This is a genomic window from Rhizobium sp. NZLR11 (genome assembly GCF_019685115.1).
Lineage (GTDB): Bacteria > Pseudomonadota > Alphaproteobacteria > Rhizobiales > Rhizobiaceae > Rhizobium.
The window spans coordinates 321,043-339,706 of the sequence record NZ_JABDWD010000006.1; the positions used below are offsets into that span (position 1 = coordinate 321,043).

The window sequence follows — 18,664 nt, forward strand, 5'->3', positions numbered from 1 at the left end:
CGCCCGGACAAAAAGACGTCAGCCGGCGATCAAAGCGGCTTCATACACCATCGTCGCGGCGGCAAGATCAGCCAACGCCGTTCCGACTGCCTTGTAGAGAGTGATTTCATCGTTGGACGCCCGCGCTGGACTATCCCGACGACACAGCTCGTCAAGTGTCGCACGCACCGCATCCGTAGAAATGACGCCGGCCCTCATCGGCTGAACCAGATCGCCTGCTTCGTGAAGGGCTTCGTGAGTGTCGATATAGACCGATGAGCGCCGAAGCGCCTCGTCATCGGCCTCGCGCATCGCCGGGGTGAAGCCGCCGATCAGATCGACATGGGTGCCCGGCCGTAGCCATTCGCCCCGGATAAGCGGTGCCGTCGCCAGCGTCGCTGCGCTGACGATATCGGCTTGCCGCGCCGCGGTTTCCAGATTCGTAACGGCAGTGGCCTGGAGCCCCTTTTGCCGGAGGCTCTGCACCAGCCGTTCCGCACTGGCGGGATCGATATCCCAGATATCGACATGCGCGATCGGCCGGACGGCGCGGTAGGCATCGGGTATGAGGCTCGCGACGCGACCTGCGCCGATCACCAGCAGACGGCGTGCGTCCTGTCGGGCAAGATAGTCCGCAGCAAGGGCCGATGCCGCTACCGTGCGGCGCGTGGTGATCGTGTTTCCGTCAAGTAGCGCAAGCTGCATCCCGGTCCGGCCATCATAGAGCATGTAAGTCGAGGTCAAACCGGGAATGCCGCGTACCGTGTTGCCGGGAAAGACGGTAACGATCTTGATGCCAAGGTAGCGCTCCGACCGGTGCGTTTCATGCCAGGCCGGCATCAGAAGCAGCGTCGCATCCGGCTCGCCGCTATTGGCTATCGTGTGGTGATGCCGTACCGGCACAACACAGCCTTCGGCAAATGCTTGCCGCAGGGTCGCGACCAGCGCGCCGAATGGTAGGAACTCGCCGGTTGTCTGGGCATCGAGAAGACGGATTTGTGTGTCGGTCATTGAAGCGATCTCTCAGTAAGTTTTGACTGCTGGATAAAGCGAGTTCTGTGTGACTGAACGAGAGCAGCGCCTGAGCCGCGTCGCTGCTCGCGGCGCGCTATCTTTTCAACCGGGATCGGCTCTTTGGACACTCCGTTGCGATCGGAATGCGGAGCAACTCGGCACCGCTCAGCCAAACGCAGCTTTCTTCTCCAGAATTCTGGCGTATTGCGTAAGCGGATAGCACAGGGCGAAGAAGATCAACGCGACGAGACCGTAGACCTTGAAAGGTTCGAAGGTCGCGTTGTTGATGGCGTTCGCGGTTTTCAGCAGTTCTTCGAAGCCGAGGATCGAGGCCAGTGCGGTGCTCTTGATCAACTGGACCAAGAACCCGACAGTCGGCGCGCGCGTGATCCGGAAAGCCTGCGGCAGGATGACAAGGCGAAGTTCGAGGAGACGATGCAAGCCCAGGCTGGCTGCGGCGTCCCATTGCCCGCGCGGCACCGCCTCGACGCCGCTCCGCCAGATTTCCGCAAGATAAGCGCTAGCATAGAACGTCAGGCCGCAGACGGCGGCGGTCCATGACTCGATCCGGAAGCCGACCATCGGCAGGCCGAAAAACATCAAAAAGAGCTGCATGAGGAGCGGCGTTCCCTGAAACAGGGCAATGTAGCCGGACGCGAAGCTGCGCGACCAGCGCGTTTTCGATATCCGTGCAGACAGGATCGCCAATCCAACGATGGCGCCGCCGGCAAAGGCTGCGAGCGAAAGCAGCAGGGTCCAGCGTGTCGCGAAGACAAGATTGCGCAGAATGTCCCAGAAGGTGAACTCAATCATGCCAGACCGGCTCCCAGAAAACGGCGTTTCCCGGCGAAAAGGAGCCGGCGAAGTGCGGCGGACATCGAAAGGTAGATCAACGTCGCCACCAGATAGGTCTCGAAGGAACGGAAAGTGCGCGACTGAAGCAGATCGGCCTCCTGCGCCAGCTCGCGGACTGATATTTGCGAAACCACCGCCGATTCCAGCATCATGATGATGATCTGGCTCGTCAACGCCGGGAAAATGATGGCAATCGCTTGCGGCATGATGATTTTGAAGAACACCAGCCGGGGCCTCAGGCCGAGTGCCTGCGCAGCCTCCTTCTGGCCTCTCGGTATGGCATCGAGCCCGGCCCCGACCACCTCGATCGTGTAGGCCGCCATATTGAGGGTCATGGCAAGAACTGCGGCAGAGATCGGATCGAGGCGAATGCCGAGGCTGGGCAAGCCAAAGAAGATGAAGAACAGCTGCACCAGGAATGGCGTATTACGCATGACTTCCACATACAGGCCGACGACCTTGCGCAACCATGGATAAGGTCCCCGGCGCGCGGCCGCGCCGAGAATGCTGAGAACGATCCCTAGGACCGATGTGGAGGCCGTCAGTGCAAGCGTCGTGCCTGCGCCATAAGCCAAAGCTCCCATTCCGTCCCAAAGCCAATTGAAATCGAGGCTGTATCTCATCGTTTGTCCTTTGGAGCCGGATGATCTGGGCCGGGTCGGCCCGAAATCTCGATCCGCCTCTCAATCAAAGAATTGGAGCATGACTCCACCGGAATCGCTTACAGCTTTCGGCATCACGCTCTGGCGAGTGGGAGGCCGTCCTCGTCAGTCCTTCAGGTTTTCAGGGTTGAGCGGCGCTTTCAGCCAGCTCTTCGAGCTTGCGTCGAGAGAACCATCGGAGATCATTGCGGCGACGCTGTCATTGACAGCCTTCTTCAGGCCTTCCTCGCCCTTGCGGAGCGCGATGTGCGAGGGGGAGCTAAGGAGCTGGAACTTCTGCTCCGGCTTCAGCTCGTCCTGTCGTGCCAGAACCTGCGCACCGACATCATTGCCGACGACCATCAACTGGGTCTGGCCGGATATGAAGGCCTGGATGACCGAATTGTAGTTCTCGAAACGCTGGATCGCAGCCGAGCTAGGGGCGGCGGCCGTCAGCGACGTGTCTTCGAGCGTCCCACGATTGACGGCAACGGTCTTGTCGACAAGGTCTTCCTTGCCGCTCACCTTCAGCGCAGCCGGACCGATGACGGCGATATAGTAGGGGGCGTACGGGGCGGCAAAATCGATAACCTCGGCACGCTCCTTCGAATAGCCGACGCTCATCAGCAGGTCGACGCGATCGTCGTTCAGGTAGGCGATCCTGTTCTGGCCAGTAACGCTCACGAGATTGAGTTTCACGCCGAGGCCGTCGGCGATCTTCTGGGCGACGTCGACGTCATAGCCCTTGATGCTCATATCGGCGCTTGCCGAAGAGAAGGGCGGGAAATCGGAGAAGATGCCGATGTTAATCTCGCCTGCGGCTTTGATATCGGCAAGTTCGTCGGCCTGCGCGGCCCCTGCAAGGATGCCGAACACGGCAATTGCCGCGGTGGCGGTGTAGCGCAATTTCATAAGAGCAGTCATGTCGTTCCCCTTTTTGAGACGTGTTGTGCGGCAGGTGATGGATGGCAGCGGGCACGAGGCACGCTGCCGTTGTGGAGTTGATTCTCAGGTCACCTTTGTCCTGACAGCGGGACTGAACATCGCGAGGCACAGGAGTTCGAACAGGACCTGCGCGGCGATCTGCGCGGTGTTGGTGGTGTTGTCGTATTGCGGCGCGATTTCCACGACGTCGCCGCCGATGAGGTTGATGCCTTTGAAGCCACGCAGTAGGCTCAGAACCTCCCTCGGCTGAAGCCCGCCGACTTCTGGCGTGCCAGTTCCCGGAGCGAAGGCCGGATCGAGGCTGTCCACGTCGAAACTGAGATAGGTTGGACCAGCGCCGACAACCTCGAGAGCCTTTGCGACCACAGCCTTGAGGCCCATCTCCGCCACCTCTTCCGCGTGGATGACGGTCATGCCGGAGGCAAAGGAGAACTCCCAGAGATATTCGCCGCCGCCGCGGATGCCGATCTGGATCGTACGCTTCGGATCGAGCACGCCCGCCAGAACCGCCTCGCGGAAGGGCGCGCCGTGGTGGAACTTAGAGCCCTCATAGGGACCAGCGGTGTCGCAATGAGCGTCGATGTGGATCATGCCTACCGGCTGGCTGGCCGCCAGGCCCTTGAGAATGGCGCCGGAGATCGAATGGTCGCCGCCGACCGACAGCGGGATAACCCCGGTTGCCGCGATCATCCGGTAGCAGGCCTCGATGTCGGCATGGCACTCGGCCAGGTCGAACCGGCTGCGCATCGGCACGTCGCCGACATCGGCGACTGTTAGCCCTCCCATTGGCGCGACTCGCAGAACATGCTCGTAGGGGCCCACACGCTCGATCGCCCGGACGGCCCGCGGCCCCAGCCGCGCGCCGGCGCGATTGGTGACGCCGAGATCCATCGGCACGCCGATCAGAGCTATGTCAAGCGCCTCAAGGACCTCGGGCTGCAAGCCGTTCTCGATGAAACGGGCGTCCAGAAAGGTCGCAGGATCGGCGAAGGGCCATTTGCGGCTGTCGCCGTCCTTGAATACGCTCGCCGCCACGGCGCGGAAGTGCGGATCTTCCATCTCACCGCCTGCAGCGCTGCCGAAGCGCTTTCTCAAGTCTTCCAGAAAATCTCGGTCAATGGTCAAGGCAGGCTCCCGCGGTATTGATGCTGCCATCATCATCGGCGCCACCCGCTTCTCTTGGAACCGCGAAAATTCGAGAGGGGATATAACGATTCTTGATAGCTCGGATCCGCCAAGGCTCCGCGATGCGGGTAGTGCGTTCATCGGGATATTCAGAAAACTTTATAACCCGGCGAGAATTTTCCCACTACCGCGGTTGGCAACCTCCAAGCAGTCTCCGATGCGAACGGTCCAGCAGAGGGCCGACAACAAAGGGGACCTACCATGTTGCACGATATGACACGCCGCCGTTTCCTCGGATCCGCCGCTGCCGCGGGGATTGCCGGCACGATGACCGGGTTTGCGAGATCCGCCGCAGCCGGCAGCGGCAATCTCACCGCCGTTGAATGGGGCGGCGATGTCGTCGAAGCCATGAAGCAGATCGCCGCCGACCAGAATGCGGCGACGTTCAACTGGGTTCTTCATCAGGGCGGCGCGGGCGCGATCCTGCCAAAGATCAAGGCCGTCTGGCCGAATGTCGACTACGACTATGTCGCCGGCTGGGAAGGCTCATTCAACAGTATGGTGAAGGAAGATTGGCTCGAGACCATCAATCCTGCCGATGTTCCCAACCTTGCGAATATTCCCGAGAAAATCATCATTCGTGATGGCAAGGGCAATATCAAAGCGGTCCCACGCGCAGTTGGCGGCATGTATTTTGGATCCCGAACCGACACGGCTCCGATCGCTGTGAAGACCATCGATGATCTGCTCAGCCCCGATCTTAAGGGCGCGATCTGCTGGCCGGGCCCGACACAGAGCATGATGCTCCAGATTGTCGCGCTCGCCCTTCACGCTGGCGGCAGTGAAACGAATATGGAACCCGGGTGGAAGCTCATGAAGGAATTGGCGAAATCCGGCAATATCGGCCGCGTCGCCATCACCGATATCGATTTCACAAATTCGCTGACGTCGGGCGAGACCTCCGTCGGCTTCTTTGCTGAGCCCGGCTGGGCGGCCGTGGCGAAGAACTTCCCGGTTACTCGTTTCACCAAGGACACCAACTTCAGGGCCTTCCTCTACCAGAGCGGTTTCGGCGTACTGAAGAATAGATCGAACACCAAGGCAACGCTCGATTTCGTCAACTTCGCAATCAGCCCGGACATGAATTCGCTCTACGCCAAGGTGGCGGGCGAAGCGCCGTTGAACAGCAAGGCGCTCACGCCCGACAATCTCAAGCATCTGTCCTTCACGTCGGACGAGTTTTCGAGCTTCGTCTATGTGCCGGACTACAATGTCGTTCTCGAACAGCAGGATGCCTGGTCCAAACGCTGGGAACAGGACATCGCCCCGTTGCTCTAAGGCACCTCGCGGCAGGTTATCGAAGGCGCGACGCGGGCTTCGATAACCTCCCTTTCTCGTGGCCCGTAAGGGCGAGGAAAAGGCTGTTCCACCATGACCAAAGCAAAGCGGCAACCCGTTGCCATTTCTATTCCTGATCGCCGAGATGCGGCACTGACGCTCGGGCCAGCCCTCCTGGTGTTCGCATTCGGTTTTCTGTCACCGTTAATCAATCTGGCAATCGAAAGCTTGAAGGAGTTTACGCCGGGGCACGTCGGCTCCGTTGAAAATGCCGCGGCAACGGTCCAAAACTATTACGAGCTTGCAAACCAGGCGTTTGCGAGTGTCCTGATGACGACCTTCTGGATCGGTGGAGTTGCCGCGATCATCGGTCAGCTTGTGGCATTCCCGCTGGCCTACTTTATCGTGCGGCGCATTTCCCCGCGGATGCGCGCGCTCACCCTCGGCTTTTTGATTACGCTTGTTCTATCCAGCGTCCTGATCAAGACATACGCGATCGAACTGACCTTCGGGTCGGTCGGCATCTTCCGACCCCTCCTCCTGACACTTGGCTTTTCGCCCAACAGCCGCGAATATATTAATATCGTCGTTACTGCGGGTCTGGTTCACTCGATTATACCGGTCGCAACGCTCACGCTGATTGGCGCGATGCAATCGATCGATCCGCGTCTGCTCGATGCAGCCCAGTCGCTCGGCGCGCCGGGATGGAAAGCCCATCTGTCGATCACACTTCCCCTGAGTTTCCCGGCTCTGATCTCAAGCACGCTTGTCTCGCTGACTTTCGCGATCAGCGCCTTCGTCATTCCCATGGTGCTCGGGAGGGGCCGGGTGCTTTTCATATCGAACGTCATCTACACCCGGTTCAGCGATATCGCCAACTATCCGAGCGGCGCGGCGATCTCGCTCGTCATGCTTGCCGCAGCCTTGGCGGTCGTCGCTGTCATAACGTTTGCCCAGGCCTGGAAGGTTTCCCGATGAGCAGACAGTCTCTTGCAGCGCGAACCGGAGACCGGATCGCCGTTTCCCTCGCCTACGGTGTCATCGGCCTTGGATTGGCGTTCCTCGCCATCCCGTTGGCGATAACATGCCTCATGGCTTTCGACGCCAGGACCTACCTCGGTCCACTGCCGCCACCTGCCTTGTCGCTTCACTGGTTCGAACGGCTCGTCTCCCAGGCGGATATCCTTACCAGCCTACGCACCAGCCTCATTTTGGCGGTACTCACGACGGTTCTGTCCGTCACGGTCGGAACTGCGGCGGCTGTCGGCCTTGCCCGGGGCAATTTTCCAGGAAAGGCAGCGCTGACTTCGGCCTTTCTCTCGCCACTCATCGTTCCGCCGGTCGTCATTGGATTCGGCCTCCTGCTTTTCCTTTCCAAGGCCGGTATTACAAATGGTATGGCGCGCCTGCTTCTCGGCCACGTGATCGTGACGTTGCCCTATTGCATAAGGACCAGTCTCGCCAGCCTTCTCGGCAGCGACCAACGATTGACGGAAGCCGCAATGGTTCTCGGCGCCACCGAGCGCCAGGCCTTCTGGACCATTACCCTGCCGCTCATGCGGACGGGCGTTGTCACCGGTGCGATCTTCGCCTTCGCAATTTCTATAGATGACGTATCGATCAGTCTCTTTCTGAGCGATCCGTCCGCAACGACCTTGCCTGTTACGCTGGTCAGCAACATGCGCGCGGCTTTCGATCTGACGATCGCTGCGGCGGCCGTGGTCCTGATTGCCGTCACCGCGTTGCTGATCGTTGTGCTGGACCGTGTCGTCGGCTTCGACACTGTCGTCGGCCAGGGTTTGTTTCGTTCATGAGGACAATACGATGATTTCTGCCGTGGAATTTCAAGGGGTCAGCAAGCGCTTCGGCGAAACGGTCGCCCTCGGTAATGTCTCCTTCTCGGTGAACCCAGGTGAAACAATCGCACTGCTTGGACCGAGCGGTTGCGGCAAGACCACCATTCTTCGGCTCATTGCCGGGTTCGAGCGCCCCGACAAAGGCTCGATCTTGATCGACGGCGAGCCGATGGCCGGATTGAAACCCTATGAGCGCAATGTCGGGCTGCTGTTCCAGCACTACGCTCTTTTCCCGCATATGACCGTCGAACAGAACATCGGCTATGGACTTCGCCATCGCAACCACCCGCCGGGGCAAATACCTCGCCGCATTGCCGAGATGCTCGAGCTCGTCCGACTCGTCGGTTTCGGACAGCGGCGGCCGCACCAGTTGAGCGGCGGCCAGCAGCAGCGTGTTGCGCTTGCGCGGGCGCTCGCCACCCATCCAAGCCTTGTTCTTCTGGATGAACCCCTGTCGGCCCTCGACGCCAAACTTCGCCATGAGCTGCGCACCGAATTGAAAGATGTGCTCGCCGCGGTCGGCTCGACCGCGATCGTGGTAACCCACGACCAGGAGGAGGCGATGAGCCTGGGAGAGCGCATATTCGTGATGAACCATGGAGCAATCATGCAATCCGGCAGGCCGGATGATGTGTATTGGCGTCCAGACTCGCGTTTCGTCGCGGATTTCATGGGGCGGACGAATTGGATTCGTGGCTCGATTTCGGCCGCAGGCGGAACGGCTCGCAAGTTTCGTTCCGAATCCGGCTGGGAGTTTCCGGTCGCGTCCGCCGGAAGCCTTTCAGGTGCCGCCGAGATTTGCGTGAGGCCGGAAAACGTCGAGATATCATCCGGTGTTCCGGGTGCCGGGGCGGCCATGCCCGGACGCATTGCCGACGTTGTGACACTCGGTGCCTTCAGGCATATCGTTCTGGACCTCGTCAGTGGCGACCGCATAATCTCGGCTTGCCCGAACCGTCCAGACATAGCCTTCGCGCGAGGGCAGGCGATCAGCGTTTCCATTCTCCCCGAGGCATGCGTTCTCTTCGCGCGATAAACTGTTATTGACGGGGCGCAGCTTGCACTGCGCCCGGCTAAGGATCGCCAGTTGCCGGAAGAACATGGTTCGTCCAATATCCGCTTATAGGCAGAGAGGCCCTCAGCACTCGAGCGCCCCAAACTATGGAATGCGGCTTCTGATGCTTGATCTTGATTCCTATCTGCTTCGTGCATTTCTGACCGTCGCGGAGATCGGCACCGTCAATGGAGCTGCCGTCAAGCTGAATAGAACGCAGGCGGCCGTAAGCATGCAGATCCGCAAGCTGGAGGAGCTTGTTGGTGTTACGCTGTTTTCGCGTTCGTCAAAAGGCCTCGAGCTCACGAGCCATGGGCAGATCATGCTGGCTTATGCCCGCGAAATGGTCGCCCTCAGCGACGAGGTCGAGAAAAGGCTGACAGGCAGGATGATCGAGGACCGCATTCGCCTCGGCGTCGTTGAGGACTTCGCAGCTGGCCACCTGATCGACATTCTTAGTGACTTCAGAGCCCAGAACCCGAAGGTCGAGATCGACATCATTGTCGAGCCGAATCGCCGCCTCGCCAGCCTGTTTGAAGACAGGAAGCTGGATCTGGTGGTTTGCGACATCACCTGCCTCTCACGAAAACCGAACCTGATCTGGACCGAATATTTGATGTGGACGGTCAGATCCGACTTTGTGGCGGACGCGGAAAAACCGCTTCCCATCATTATGTTCGAGGAGGAGTGTCCCTGGACGCTTCCGACGCTTGCGGCTCTGTCCCAGCGGAACATCAAGTGGAAGACGGCATGCGTCGCATCGACGCTCGTGGCCATGGCGACCGCGGTTCGCGTCGGTATTGGTATCGCGCCAATGATGCTCACGACAAAACCGGAGGGCTGCCGGACACTTGACCGATCGGCGGATCTGCCCGGTCCGGTGCGCATCGAGATCGGTCTGTATGCTCAGTCCGAGACGGCCGAAGGCGCGCGCTACCTTGTGGACTTCATTTCGCGGCATACGGCCATATTGTCCAGCTAGAGCCTTTCCTGGTCAGATTGAAGCATTCTGCCGGAGCAGGTTTTCGTCAGGGCAGAGGCGATTGGCGGGGGGCATACCCCTTGGTACGTCCGAGCCGTTCGCCTCTGATCCAGGCTAGAGATGCCCGGCCCACCAGACGCATCGCTTCAGCCAACAGAATGATTCAATCTGGAAAGGCTCTAGGAGCGTTCAGCTTCCATTATATCGGGTCAATTTAAATCCCTCTACCGGAATGGCGAGCGAAGCCCCACAGTGATCGGAAGGGTCGACGGCCCAATCTCAAGCATTCATGGAAGTCTGCGAATACGATAATGGGGCAAGCCAAAGTTGACGAAACTCTCCTCGCAAATGCCGCCTATCTGCCCGGCCAGGTCGCAAACCTCACGAGGGGAGCGAGCGTGACGGCGCAAACCAACGAAATATTGGAGCGCATCAATGACATGCTGCTACGCGAAGGTACCGACAAGTCAGAGATCATTCTCGCCAACATTTGGCTCAGGGACCTTGCCTCATTCGAGGAAATGAACAGAGCCTGGGATGCTTGGATGCCGGATAGCGGAACGCCACGGCGGGCAACGTTTGAGGACAAGAATCTCCCGCCGATGTGCGCCATACGTATTGACATAGCCGCGTCGCGAAAGAGTGAGGCCGGGCAAATTTGAGCCGCCCGCTTTCGTCATCATGCTTTAAGGTCGGATGACGCAGACATTGGCCTCATAGGCGCAGGGATCGTCCTGCACTGCAATATCGATAACCTTCGCCTTCGGTGCCAGTTGCTCAGGCCGTGCTGTGGGATAGAAACCATAGCCGTCGCCGCCGACATAGGTTCCGCCATCAGCCTGATAGACATAGGAAGAGCCGGCATAGGTGTCGCCGCCGTCATAACCCAGGGGCTCGGGTGAGCCGATGACGAAATTGCTGCGCCCGACGCGATTGGTCGCCGCCGATGAAAACTGCTTCAGGAACGGCATCCTGTCTCTGCCGGCCCGACGGCCATAAGCATGATCGAAACGGATACCGCGATCGCGCCAGTTCACGCGTTCGCCGAGAAACAATCCGCCGTGGAAAGCGTGACGATGGCCGGGAAAGCGATGATCGTTATGCCGGTCGCCGGCCGCGGCCGGGAATGCGGCAAGCGCAGACAGGGCAAGCAGGGTGACTGCGGACAGGTTGCGAAACATGGATGCTGGCCTCCGGAATTCCGATCGTTAACAAATCGTTAACGCCAGATTGCGCCAAAAGCCGAAGCTTGTCCATTCAGGCTGCAGAATCGGCACAAATATTGAGCGGAAAAGACCAGTTTCTTTAGCCTGCAAACTTCCAGGTGACGCGAATCGATTAAATTAAAAGCCGACAGCGATTGTGCTTGTCGTCGGCGTTCCTGGTGATTAAACGTCGCAATTGATGCAACGCACACAGAGAATTTGTCATTCGTGTGGTTGACTGAGCATGCTCCGAAATCCGGGAGCGCAGAAAGCCGCCGCGAGGTTCTGATGGCGAACGTGACAAATAACCGGCCCCTATCGCCGCATCTGCAAATTTACAAACCTATTCCCACCATGGTCATGTCTATCGTCCACCGCATTACCGGTGGCGCGCTCTATGTCGGCACGCTGCTGGTCGCCTGGTGGCTGATCGCAGCGGCAAGCGGCCAGGGTTCCTATGACTGGGCCAACTGGGTGCTCGGCAGCCTTGTCGGCAAGCTCGTGCTGCTCGGCTATACTTGGGCGCTGCTGCACCACATGCTCGGCGGTTTCCGCCACTTCATGTGGGATCTCGGCTACGGCTTCGGGAAAGAATTCTCGACCAAGCTCGCCATCGCCAACATCATCGGGTCGCTCTGTCTGACCGTGCTGGTCTGGGTGATCGGCTTCCTCATTCGCTTCTGAAGGTCCTCTCATGGATATGCGCACCCCCCTCGGCAAGGTTCGCGGGCTCGGCTCCGCCAAGGACGGCACGGACCATTTCTGGCGCCAGCGACTGACGGCCGTCGCCAATGTTCCGCTGATCCTGTTTTTCCTCATCTTCCTGCTCACCTATGCCGGCGCGCCCTATGCTGACGTGGTTCGTGCACTTTCGAACCCTTTCGTCGCGGTCATCATGGGGCTAATGGTGATCTCCGGCGTTATCCATATGAAGCTCGGCATGCAGGTCATCATCGAGGATTACGTGCATGGCGAGTTCGGCAAGATCGCGCTGCTGATGCTGAACACGTTCTTTGCGATCGTGATCGCCGGCCTCTGTCTGTTCGCCATTCTGAAAATCGCATTCGTAGGATAAGCTCGATATGGCACCGACCTCACCCGCCCAGAACGGCAAGGCCTACAAATATATCGATCACTCCTACGACGTGATCGTCGTCGGCGCCGGCGGCGCCGGGCTGCGCGCCACGCTCGGCATGGCCGAGCAGGGGTTCCGCACGGCCTGCATCACCAAGGTATTCCCGACCCGCTCGCATACGGTCGCCGCCCAGGGCGGCATCGCCGCCTCGCTGCGCAACATGACGCCCGATAGCTGGCAGTGGCACCTCTATGACACCGTCAAGGGTTCCGACTGGCTCGGCGACGTCGACGCCATGCAATATCTGACCATGGAAGCGCCGAAGGCGGTCTATGAGCTCGAGCATTACGGCGTGCCGTTCTCGCGCAACGAGGAAGGCAAGATCTATCAGCGCCCGTTCGGCGGCCACATGCAGAATTACGGCGAAGGCCCGCCGGTGCAGCGCACCTGCGCCGTTGCCGACCGTACCGGCCACGCGATCCTGCATACGCTCTACGGTCAGTCGCTGCGCAACAACGCCGAATTCTTCATCGAGTATTTCGCCCTCGACGTGATCATGTCGGAAGACGGCAGCCGCTGCACCGGCGTCGTCGCCTGGTGCCTCGATGACGGCACGATCCATCGTTTCGCCGCCAAGATGGTGGTGCTGGCGACCGGCGGCTACGGCCGCGCCTATTTCTCGGCAACCTCTGCCCATACCTGCACCGGCGACGGCGGTGGCATGGTGGCGCGTGCCGGCCTGCCGCTGCAGGACATGGAATTCGTCCAGTTCCACCCGACCGGCATCTACGGTTCGGGCTGTCTGATCACCGAAGGTGCGCGCGGCGAAGGCGGCTATCTCGTCAACTCCGAGGGCGAGCGCTTCATGGAGCGCTATGCGCCGTCGGCCAAGGACCTCGCCTCGCGCGACGTCGTTTCGCGCTGCATGACGTTGGAAATCCGCGAAGGCCGCGGTGTCGGCAAGAACAAGGACCACATCTTCCTGCATCTCGACCATCTCGATCCGGCCGTGCTGCACGAACGGCTGCCGGGTATTTCCGAGAGCGCCAAGATCTTTGCGGGCGTCGACGTCACGCGCGAGCCGATCCCGGTTCTGCCGACCGTTCACTACAATATGGGCGGCATTCCCACGAACTATTGGGGCGAAGTGTTGAACGCCGACAGTGCCAATCCGGAACGGATCATCCCCGGGCTGATGGCGGTCGGTGAAGCCGGCTGCGCCTCGGTGCACGGCGCCAACCGCCTCGGCTCCAACTCGCTGATCGACCTCGTGGTCTTCGGCCGCGCCGCTGCGATCCGCGCCGGCGAGGTGATTGATCGCGCAGCGCCGATCCCCCATCTCAATGTCGCAGCCTGCGACAAGATCATCGACCGCTTCGACGGCCTGCGTCACGCCAGCGGCGGCACGCCGACGGCGGAACTGCGCGAGAAGATGCAGCGCGCCATGCAGGAAGACGCGGCGGTGTTCCGTACGCAGGAATCGCTGGAATCCGGTTGCCGGCGCATCTCTGCGATCTGGCAGGAAATGCGCGATATCAAGGTCACCGACCGCTCGATGATCTGGAATTCGGATCTGGTCGAGACGCTGGAGCTGCAGAACCTGATGGCCAACGCCATCACGACGATCTACGGCGCCGAGGCCCGCAAGGAGAGCCGCGGTTCGCATGCGCGCGAGGACTATACCGAGGGTGCATTCGCCGGCCGCGACGACGTCAACTGGCGCAAGCACACGCTTGCCTGGGTGAACGAGGCAGGCGCCGTGAAACTCGACTACCGGCCGGTTCACACCGAGCTTATCGCCGAAGGCATCGATCCGCACAAGATCGAGCCGAAGGCTCGCGTGTACTGATCTCAAGAGGAACCGGACATGGTTGAACTCGCTCTCCCCAAGAATTCTCAGATGCGCGAAGGCAAGGTCTGGCCGAAGCCGGCCGGTGCCAAAAACACCCGCGAATTCCGCGTCTACCGCTGGAGCCCGGATGACGGCCAGAACCCGTCGATCGACACTTTCTACATCGATGTCGACGATTGCGGGCCGATGGTGCTCGATGGCCTGCTTTACATCAAGAACAAGATCGATCCGACGCTGACCTTGCGCCGCTCCTGTCGCGAGGGCATCTGCGGATCCTGCGCGATGAATATCGACGGCACCAACACGCTCGCCTGCACCAAGGGCCTCGACGATATCAAGGGCTCGGTGAAGATCTATCCGCTGCCGCATTTGCCCGTCGTCAAGGATCTGGTGCCTGACCTTACCAACTTCTATGCCCAGCATCGTTCGATCGAGCCGTGGCTGAAGACGGTGTCGCCGGCGCCAGCCAAGGAATGGAAGCAGAGCCACGAGGACCGTCAGAAGCTCGACGGTCTCTATGAATGCATCCTCTGTGCCTGCTGCTCGACCTCCTGTCCGAGCTACTGGTGGAACGGCGACCGCTATCTCGGTCCGGCCGTTCTGCTGCAGGCCTATCGCTGGCTGATCGACTCCAGAGACGAGGCGACCGGCGAACGTCTCGACAATCTCGAGGACCCGTTCCGGCTTTATCGCTGCCACACGATCATGAATTGTGCGCAGACCTGCCCAAAGGGTCTCAACCCGGCCAAGGCGATCGCCGAAATCAAGAAGATGATGGTCGAGCGCCGGGTCTGACCAGCATGCATGCCGTTGGCGGATGAGACGCCTTAGATCTCGAAGCCGTCACGAAGATCAGGTCGTGGCTCGCCTTGGTGCGCGCACAGGGTATCCGTATTGGTACCGGTGCGAGCGTTATTCCGAGATATTGCGGGAGTTCGACAGGGATCCGGACAGAGATCAGCGCGCCCAACACCTTGCTGACAAATTCTATGTGCAGGAAGTTTTGCAGCGGGACAGTTGAACTGTATCGTTTTTTGGTTAGTTGTTGTCACGGGCAATTTATGCGGCTCGACTTGATTAACCAAAGCGAATTACGGTAATCGGACTTGTCTCACGCCCGTTTCTCTGCGGCGCTAGCCGAATTCAGGAGTATGATGATGCAGTTGCGATATGCGATGACAGGTCTGGTGGTTACTCTCGCGCTAGCCGGTTGTCAGCGTACGGCATATGATTACAACTCCGGCTCGAATGCCGGGCCGGCGCCGCTGACGGCGCAGCCGATTCCCTCGGTGCAGGGTGGGCAGCTTCCGCCGGTCAACAGTTCGCAGTTTCCAGCTGCGCCGGCGACGACGGCGCCGATGCCGGGCGCGCAGCCCGGCGCAATGGCCGCAAATGCGCTTGATGTCACCAAGGAATCGATGGTCGGAAGCTGGCGCGTCAATGGCAGCTGCGACATGTTCTTGACGCTGACCAATCTCGGCAGCGGTTCGCGCGGCGGTACGCGCGGCTGCGTCGGCGAGTTGACGGCGATGGGCTCCTGGGAGGTTGCCGGCAAGCAGGTGCTGCTCAAGGACCGTTCAGGCAATCAGCTCGGCAGCGTCTACAAGACGGCTGACAACCGCTTCCAGGGACAGACCAGCACGGGCCAGCAGATCAGTCTCAGCCGGTAAAACGAATCGGCGCGGTAGACGAACCGGCGCGGTAAACCACCGGCGGGCCTCCGCCGATGTCTGACAGGCGGATATGCCCTCATGCAGCCAATGCCCGATTATGCGCTCAGCGTCTGCGAACAGCTCAAAGCCCTGACCGCATCGGGCGCGCTGCAGGTCGACTCCGCCCAGATGGACGTGGCAAAGAGCTTGGATCGAGTGCTGGCCGGGCTGAAGCAGCGGCGGCCAGCGGCAAAATCGAGCGCACTTGGCTGGATGTTTGCCGCCAAGAAGAAATCCGCCGACGGCATCAAGGGGCTTTACATCCACGGCAGCGTCGGCCGCGGCAAGACCATGCTGATGGACATGTTCTTCTCGATGGCGCCGTGCAGGAAGAAACGCCGGGCGCATTTCCACGAATTCATGGCGGATGTGCACAATCGGATCGCGGCGCACCGGCTGAAGCTGAAGAACGGCGAGACGAAGCAGGCCGATCCGATGCCGCCGGTCGCCGCAGCCCTCTACGCGGAAGCGGAACTGCTCTGCTTCGACGAATTCACCGTCACCGATATCGCCGATGCGATGATCCTGTCGCGGCTATTCTCCGAGCTTTTCGCGCGCGGATGCGTGCTGGTCGCGACGTCGAACGTCGAGCCCGACAACCTCTACACGGATGGTCTCAATCGCGGCCTCTTCCTGCCCTTCGTCGCCCTTCTCAAGCAGCATGTCGATGTCGTCACCCTGGGTTCGCCGACCGACTACCGCATGGAGAAGCTGAGCAGCCAGCCGGTCTATCTGGTGCCGATCAACGATCATAACGACATGGCGATGGATGCGTCCTGGACGCAGGCGCTGCATGGGCGCAAGGCGCAACCGCTGGACATTCCGATGAAAGGCCGACACATCCATGTGCCGCTCGCCGTCGACCGTATGGCGCGGTTCTCCTTCGCCGATCTTTGCGACAAGCCGCTCGGGGCGGTCGACTTCCTGGCGATCGCCGAGCGTTACGATATGGTCTTCGTCGATCACATTCCCTTGCTCGGGCCGGAAAAGCGGAACCAGATCAAACGCTTCATCATTCTGGTCGATACGTTCTACGATCATGCCGTGCGGCTCTACATTTCCGCAGCGGCGATGCCGGAGGAACTTCTGGTGCATCGCCGGGGCACCGAGGGCTTTGAATTCGACCGCACCGCATCGCGCCTGTTCGAGATGCGCAGCGCTGAATATCTCGCACTGCACCATGAAAAGCGCGCCGCCGAGTAACAATCCGGTGACATGATATCTTACGTTTACGTAAGAATTTTAGTATCTAAACGATTGAAATTGCTACATCAAAATTAATGAGTTGCCATTTTTGGGCTTTGGGTCTATGCGATTGCGTCATTGGGCTGTGCCTTGCTGCGCATCGCTCGACGAATTTGATCGCAAAGGAAACAGCGAAATGGCGCGTAACAAGATCGCACTCATTGGTTCTGGCATGATTGGTGGCACGCTGGCACACCTCGCCGGCCTGAAGGAACTGGGCGACATCGTCCTCTTCGACATCGCGGACGGCATTCCCCAGGGCAAGGGTCTCGACATCGCACAGTCCTCTCCGGTCGAAGGCTTCGACGTCAACCTGACGGGCGCCAGCGACTATTCCGCGATCGAAGGCGCCGATGTCTGCATTGTCACCGCCGGTGTCGCCCGCAAGCCGGGCATGAGCCGCGACGATCTTCTCGGCATCAACCTCAAGGTCATGGAGCAGGTAGGCGCCGGCATCAAGAAATATGCGCCGAACGCTTTCGTGATCTGCATCACCAACCCGCTCGACGCCATGGTCTGGGCGCTGCAGAAGTTCTCCGGCCTTCCGGCCAACAAGGTCGTCGGCATGGCCGGCGTTCTCGACTCGTCGCGTTTCCGTCTTTTCCTCGCCAAGGAATTCAACGTGTCCGTCCAGGACGTCACCGCTTTCGTGCTCGGCGGCCACGGCGACACGATGGTGCCGCTTGCCCGCTACTCGACGGTCGGCGGCATTCCGCTCACCGACCTCGTCACCATGGGCTGGGTCACCAAGGAACGCCTCGAAGAGATCATCCAGCGCACCCGTGACGGCGGCGCCGAAATCGTCGGCCTACTGAAGACCGGCTCGGCCTACTATGCGCCGGCCGCCTCGGCGATCGAGATGGCCGAATCCTACCTCAAGGACAAGAAGCGCGTTCTGCCCTGCGCTGCCCAGCTGACCGGCCAGTACGGCGTCAAGGACATGTATGTCGGCGTTCCCACCATCATCGGCGCTGGTGGCGTCGAGCGCATCATCGAGATCGACCTCAACAAGACCGAGAGGGAAGCCTTCGACAAATCCGTCGGTGCCGTTGCCGGTCTCTGCGAAGCCTGCATCAACATCGCGCCTGCCCTCAAGTAGTCGACGCGCTGAAGTCATCAAACAGGGATAAACCCATGAACATTCATGAATATCAGGCCAAGGCTCTGCTGAAGGGCTATGGCGCGCCGGTTGCCGAGGGTGTGGCTATTCTCAAGGTCGAGGAAGCCGAAGCTGCCGCCAAGGCGCTCCCCGGCCCGCTTTACGTGGTCAAGAGCCAGATCCATGCCGGCGGCCGCGGCAAGGGCAAGTTCAAGGAACTGGGCCCGGAAGCCAAGGGCGGCGTGCGTCTCGCCAAGTCGATCGACGAAGTGATCGCCCATGCCAAGGATATGCTCGGCAACACGCTAGTAACGGCGCAGACTGGCGAAGCCGGCAAGCAGGTCAACCGCCTCTACATCGAAGATGGCGCCGACATCGCCCGCGAACTCTATTGCTCGATCCTTGTCGACCGCTCGGTCGGCCGCGTGGCTTTCGTGGTATCGACCGAAGGCGGCATGGACATCGAAGCCGTCGCCCATGACGCGCCGGAGAAGATCCACACGATCGCCATCGATCCGGAAGCCGGCGTAACGGCTGCCGACGTTGCCGCGATCTCCAAGGCGCTCGCGCTCGACGGCGCTGCCGCCGAAGATGCGAAGTCGCTCTTCCCGGCGCTCTACAAGGCCTTCAATGAGAAGGACATGGCGCTGCTCGAAGTCAATCCGCTGATCGTCATGAAGGATGGCC

20 protein-coding genes are annotated in these 18,664 nt (G+C 60.2%); 14 read left to right on the forward strand and 6 right to left on the reverse strand.

Features of this window, described 5'->3' with window-relative positions:
• Positions 1 to 18: 18 nt before the first annotated feature.
• The 5 genes from HJB83_RS13570 to speB form a co-directional block, all read right to left on the reverse strand.
• Positions 19 to 990 (reverse strand): ornithine cyclodeaminase family protein, encoded by a 972-nt coding sequence (locus HJB83_RS13570; protein ID WP_207582115.1) that lies wholly within the window; start codon positions 988 to 990, stop codon positions 19 to 21.
• Between the two features lie 168 nt (positions 991 to 1,158).
• Entirely contained in the window at positions 1,159 to 1,806 is a 648-nt protein-coding gene (locus tag HJB83_RS13575) for an amino acid ABC transporter permease (RefSeq protein ID WP_207582114.1), read from the reverse strand.
• A complete protein-coding gene (locus HJB83_RS13580) occupies positions 1,803 to 2,471 on the reverse strand; it encodes an amino acid ABC transporter permease (RefSeq protein WP_221115483.1) in 669 nt (222 codons plus the stop codon). Before HJB83_RS13580 ends, HJB83_RS13575 begins: the two co-directional genes overlap by 4 nt.
• Before the next feature lie 144 nt (positions 2,472 to 2,615).
• Complete coding sequence (locus HJB83_RS13585; protein ID WP_221131671.1) at positions 2,616 to 3,413, reverse strand: transporter substrate-binding domain-containing protein; 798 nt, start codon at positions 3,411 to 3,413, stop codon at positions 2,616 to 2,618.
• 84 nt (positions 3,414 to 3,497) lie between these two features.
• Positions 3,498 to 4,559, reverse strand: a complete 1,062-nt coding sequence (gene speB, locus HJB83_RS13590) for an agmatinase (RefSeq protein WP_207582111.1) — start codon at positions 4,557 to 4,559, stop codon at positions 3,498 to 3,500.
• Between the two features lie 261 nt (positions 4,560 to 4,820).
• Between speB and HJB83_RS13595 the strand changes: the two genes are divergently transcribed.
• The 6 genes from HJB83_RS13595 (at position 4,821) to HJB83_RS13620 (ending at position 10,451) form a co-directional block, all read left to right on the forward strand.
• A complete protein-coding gene (locus tag HJB83_RS13595) occupies positions 4,821 to 5,897 on the forward strand; it encodes an extracellular solute-binding protein (RefSeq protein WP_207582110.1) in 1,077 nt (358 codons plus the stop codon).
• Positions 5,898 to 5,990: 93 nt separating this feature from the next.
• On the forward strand, positions 5,991 to 6,875 hold the full coding sequence (locus HJB83_RS13600; RefSeq protein ID WP_221131672.1) for an ABC transporter permease: 885 nt from the start codon (positions 5,991 to 5,993) through the stop codon (positions 6,873 to 6,875).
• Positions 6,872 to 7,711: an ABC transporter permease gene (locus HJB83_RS13605; protein WP_207582108.1), complete on the forward strand. Its 840-nt coding sequence runs from the start codon at positions 6,872 to 6,874 to the stop codon at positions 7,709 to 7,711. Before HJB83_RS13600 ends, HJB83_RS13605 begins: the two co-directional genes overlap by 4 nt.
• A gap of 10 nt (positions 7,712 to 7,721) precedes the next feature.
• On the forward strand, positions 7,722 to 8,789 hold the full coding sequence (locus tag HJB83_RS13610) for an ABC transporter ATP-binding protein (protein ID WP_207582107.1): 1,068 nt from the start codon (positions 7,722 to 7,724) through the stop codon (positions 8,787 to 8,789).
• 130 nt (positions 8,790 to 8,919) lie between these two features.
• Entirely contained in the window at positions 8,920 to 9,789 is an 870-nt protein-coding gene (locus HJB83_RS13615) for a LysR substrate-binding domain-containing protein (RefSeq protein ID WP_207582106.1), read from the forward strand.
• Between the two features lie 308 nt (positions 9,790 to 10,097).
• Positions 10,098 to 10,451: a RidA family protein gene (locus HJB83_RS13620; RefSeq protein WP_207584395.1), complete on the forward strand. Its 354-nt coding sequence runs from the start codon at positions 10,098 to 10,100 to the stop codon at positions 10,449 to 10,451.
• A gap of 24 nt (positions 10,452 to 10,475) precedes the next feature.
• Here the strand turns inward: HJB83_RS13620 and HJB83_RS13625 are convergent, their stop codons facing one another.
• On the reverse strand, positions 10,476 to 10,970 hold the full coding sequence (locus tag HJB83_RS13625; protein ID WP_221131673.1) for a hypothetical protein: 495 nt from the start codon (positions 10,968 to 10,970) through the stop codon (positions 10,476 to 10,478).
• Positions 10,971 to 11,282: 312 nt separating this feature from the next.
• Here HJB83_RS13625 and sdhC point away from each other — a divergent pair, with 312 nt between their 5' ends.
• The 8 genes from sdhC to HJB83_RS13665 form a co-directional block, all read left to right on the forward strand.
• Positions 11,283 to 11,678 (forward strand): succinate dehydrogenase, cytochrome b556 subunit, encoded by a 396-nt coding sequence (gene sdhC / locus HJB83_RS13630; protein WP_221115488.1) that lies wholly within the window; start codon positions 11,283 to 11,285, stop codon positions 11,676 to 11,678.
• A 10-nt stretch (positions 11,679 to 11,688) separates the two neighbouring features.
• Positions 11,689 to 12,069: a succinate dehydrogenase, hydrophobic membrane anchor protein gene (gene sdhD / locus HJB83_RS13635; RefSeq protein ID WP_007632532.1), complete on the forward strand. Its 381-nt coding sequence runs from the start codon at positions 11,689 to 11,691 to the stop codon at positions 12,067 to 12,069.
• Between the two features lie 7 nt (positions 12,070 to 12,076).
• On the forward strand, positions 12,077 to 13,918 hold the full coding sequence (gene sdhA, locus HJB83_RS13640; protein WP_207582103.1) for a succinate dehydrogenase flavoprotein subunit: 1,842 nt from the start codon (positions 12,077 to 12,079) through the stop codon (positions 13,916 to 13,918).
• An 18-nt stretch (positions 13,919 to 13,936) separates the two neighbouring features.
• Positions 13,937 to 14,716: a succinate dehydrogenase iron-sulfur subunit gene (locus HJB83_RS13645; protein WP_007632536.1), complete on the forward strand. Its 780-nt coding sequence runs from the start codon at positions 13,937 to 13,939 to the stop codon at positions 14,714 to 14,716.
• A gap of 362 nt (positions 14,717 to 15,078) precedes the next feature.
• The gene (locus HJB83_RS13650; RefSeq protein WP_221115490.1) at positions 15,079 to 15,591 is read left to right on the forward strand and encodes a protease inhibitor Inh/omp19 family protein; all 513 of its coding nucleotides are present in this window, start codon (positions 15,079 to 15,081) and stop codon (positions 15,589 to 15,591) included.
• An 81-nt stretch (positions 15,592 to 15,672) separates the two neighbouring features.
• Positions 15,673 to 16,836: a cell division protein ZapE gene (gene zapE, locus HJB83_RS13655; protein ID WP_207582101.1), complete on the forward strand. Its 1,164-nt coding sequence runs from the start codon at positions 15,673 to 15,675 to the stop codon at positions 16,834 to 16,836.
• Between the two features lie 178 nt (positions 16,837 to 17,014).
• A complete protein-coding gene (gene mdh, locus HJB83_RS13660) occupies positions 17,015 to 17,977 on the forward strand; it encodes a malate dehydrogenase (RefSeq protein WP_221131674.1) in 963 nt (320 codons plus the stop codon).
• A gap of 35 nt (positions 17,978 to 18,012) precedes the next feature.
• A partial coding sequence (locus tag HJB83_RS13665; protein WP_221159563.1) for an ATP-grasp domain-containing protein occupies positions 18,013 to 18,664 on the forward strand: 652 nt, incomplete at its 3' end.

Bases quoted from the DNA above. Each gene is read 5' to 3' on its own strand.
- HJB83_RS13570 (WP_207582115.1), bottom strand. From the start codon at position 990: ATGACCGACACACAAATCCGTCTTCTCGATGCCCAGACAACCGGCGAG.
- HJB83_RS13575 (WP_207582114.1), bottom strand. From the start codon at position 1,806: ATGATTGAGTTCACCTTCTGGGACATTCTGCGCAATCTTGTCTTCGCG.
- HJB83_RS13580 (WP_221115483.1), bottom strand. From the start codon at position 2,471: ATGAGATACAGCCTCGATTTCAATTGGCTTTGGGACGGAATGGGAGCT.
- HJB83_RS13585 (WP_221131671.1), bottom strand. From the start codon at position 3,413: ATGACTGCTCTTATGAAATTGCGCTACACCGCCACCGCGGCAATTGCC.
- HJB83_RS13595 (WP_207582110.1), top strand. From the start codon at position 4,821: ATGTTGCACGATATGACACGCCGCCGTTTCCTCGGATCCGCCGCTGCC.
- HJB83_RS13600 (WP_221131672.1), top strand. From the start codon at position 5,991: ATGACCAAAGCAAAGCGGCAACCCGTTGCCATTTCTATTCCTGATCGC.
- HJB83_RS13605 (WP_207582108.1), top strand. From the start codon at position 6,872: ATGAGCAGACAGTCTCTTGCAGCGCGAACCGGAGACCGGATCGCCGTT.
- HJB83_RS13610 (WP_207582107.1), top strand. From the start codon at position 7,722: ATGATTTCTGCCGTGGAATTTCAAGGGGTCAGCAAGCGCTTCGGCGAA.
- HJB83_RS13615 (WP_207582106.1), top strand. From the start codon at position 8,920: ATGCGGCTTCTGATGCTTGATCTTGATTCCTATCTGCTTCGTGCATTT.
- HJB83_RS13625 (WP_221131673.1), bottom strand. From the start codon at position 10,970: ATGTTTCGCAACCTGTCCGCAGTCACCCTGCTTGCCCTGTCTGCGCTT.
- sdhC (WP_221115488.1), top strand. From the start codon at position 11,283: ATGGCGAACGTGACAAATAACCGGCCCCTATCGCCGCATCTGCAAATT.
- sdhD (WP_007632532.1), top strand. From the start codon at position 11,689: ATGGATATGCGCACCCCCCTCGGCAAGGTTCGCGGGCTCGGCTCCGCC.
- sdhA (WP_207582103.1), top strand. From the start codon at position 12,077: ATGGCACCGACCTCACCCGCCCAGAACGGCAAGGCCTACAAATATATC.
- HJB83_RS13645 (WP_007632536.1), top strand. From the start codon at position 13,937: ATGGTTGAACTCGCTCTCCCCAAGAATTCTCAGATGCGCGAAGGCAAG.
- HJB83_RS13650 (WP_221115490.1), top strand. From the start codon at position 15,079: ATGCAGTTGCGATATGCGATGACAGGTCTGGTGGTTACTCTCGCGCTA.
- zapE (WP_207582101.1), top strand. From the start codon at position 15,673: ATGCAGCCAATGCCCGATTATGCGCTCAGCGTCTGCGAACAGCTCAAA.
- mdh (WP_221131674.1), top strand. From the start codon at position 17,015: ATGGCGCGTAACAAGATCGCACTCATTGGTTCTGGCATGATTGGTGGC.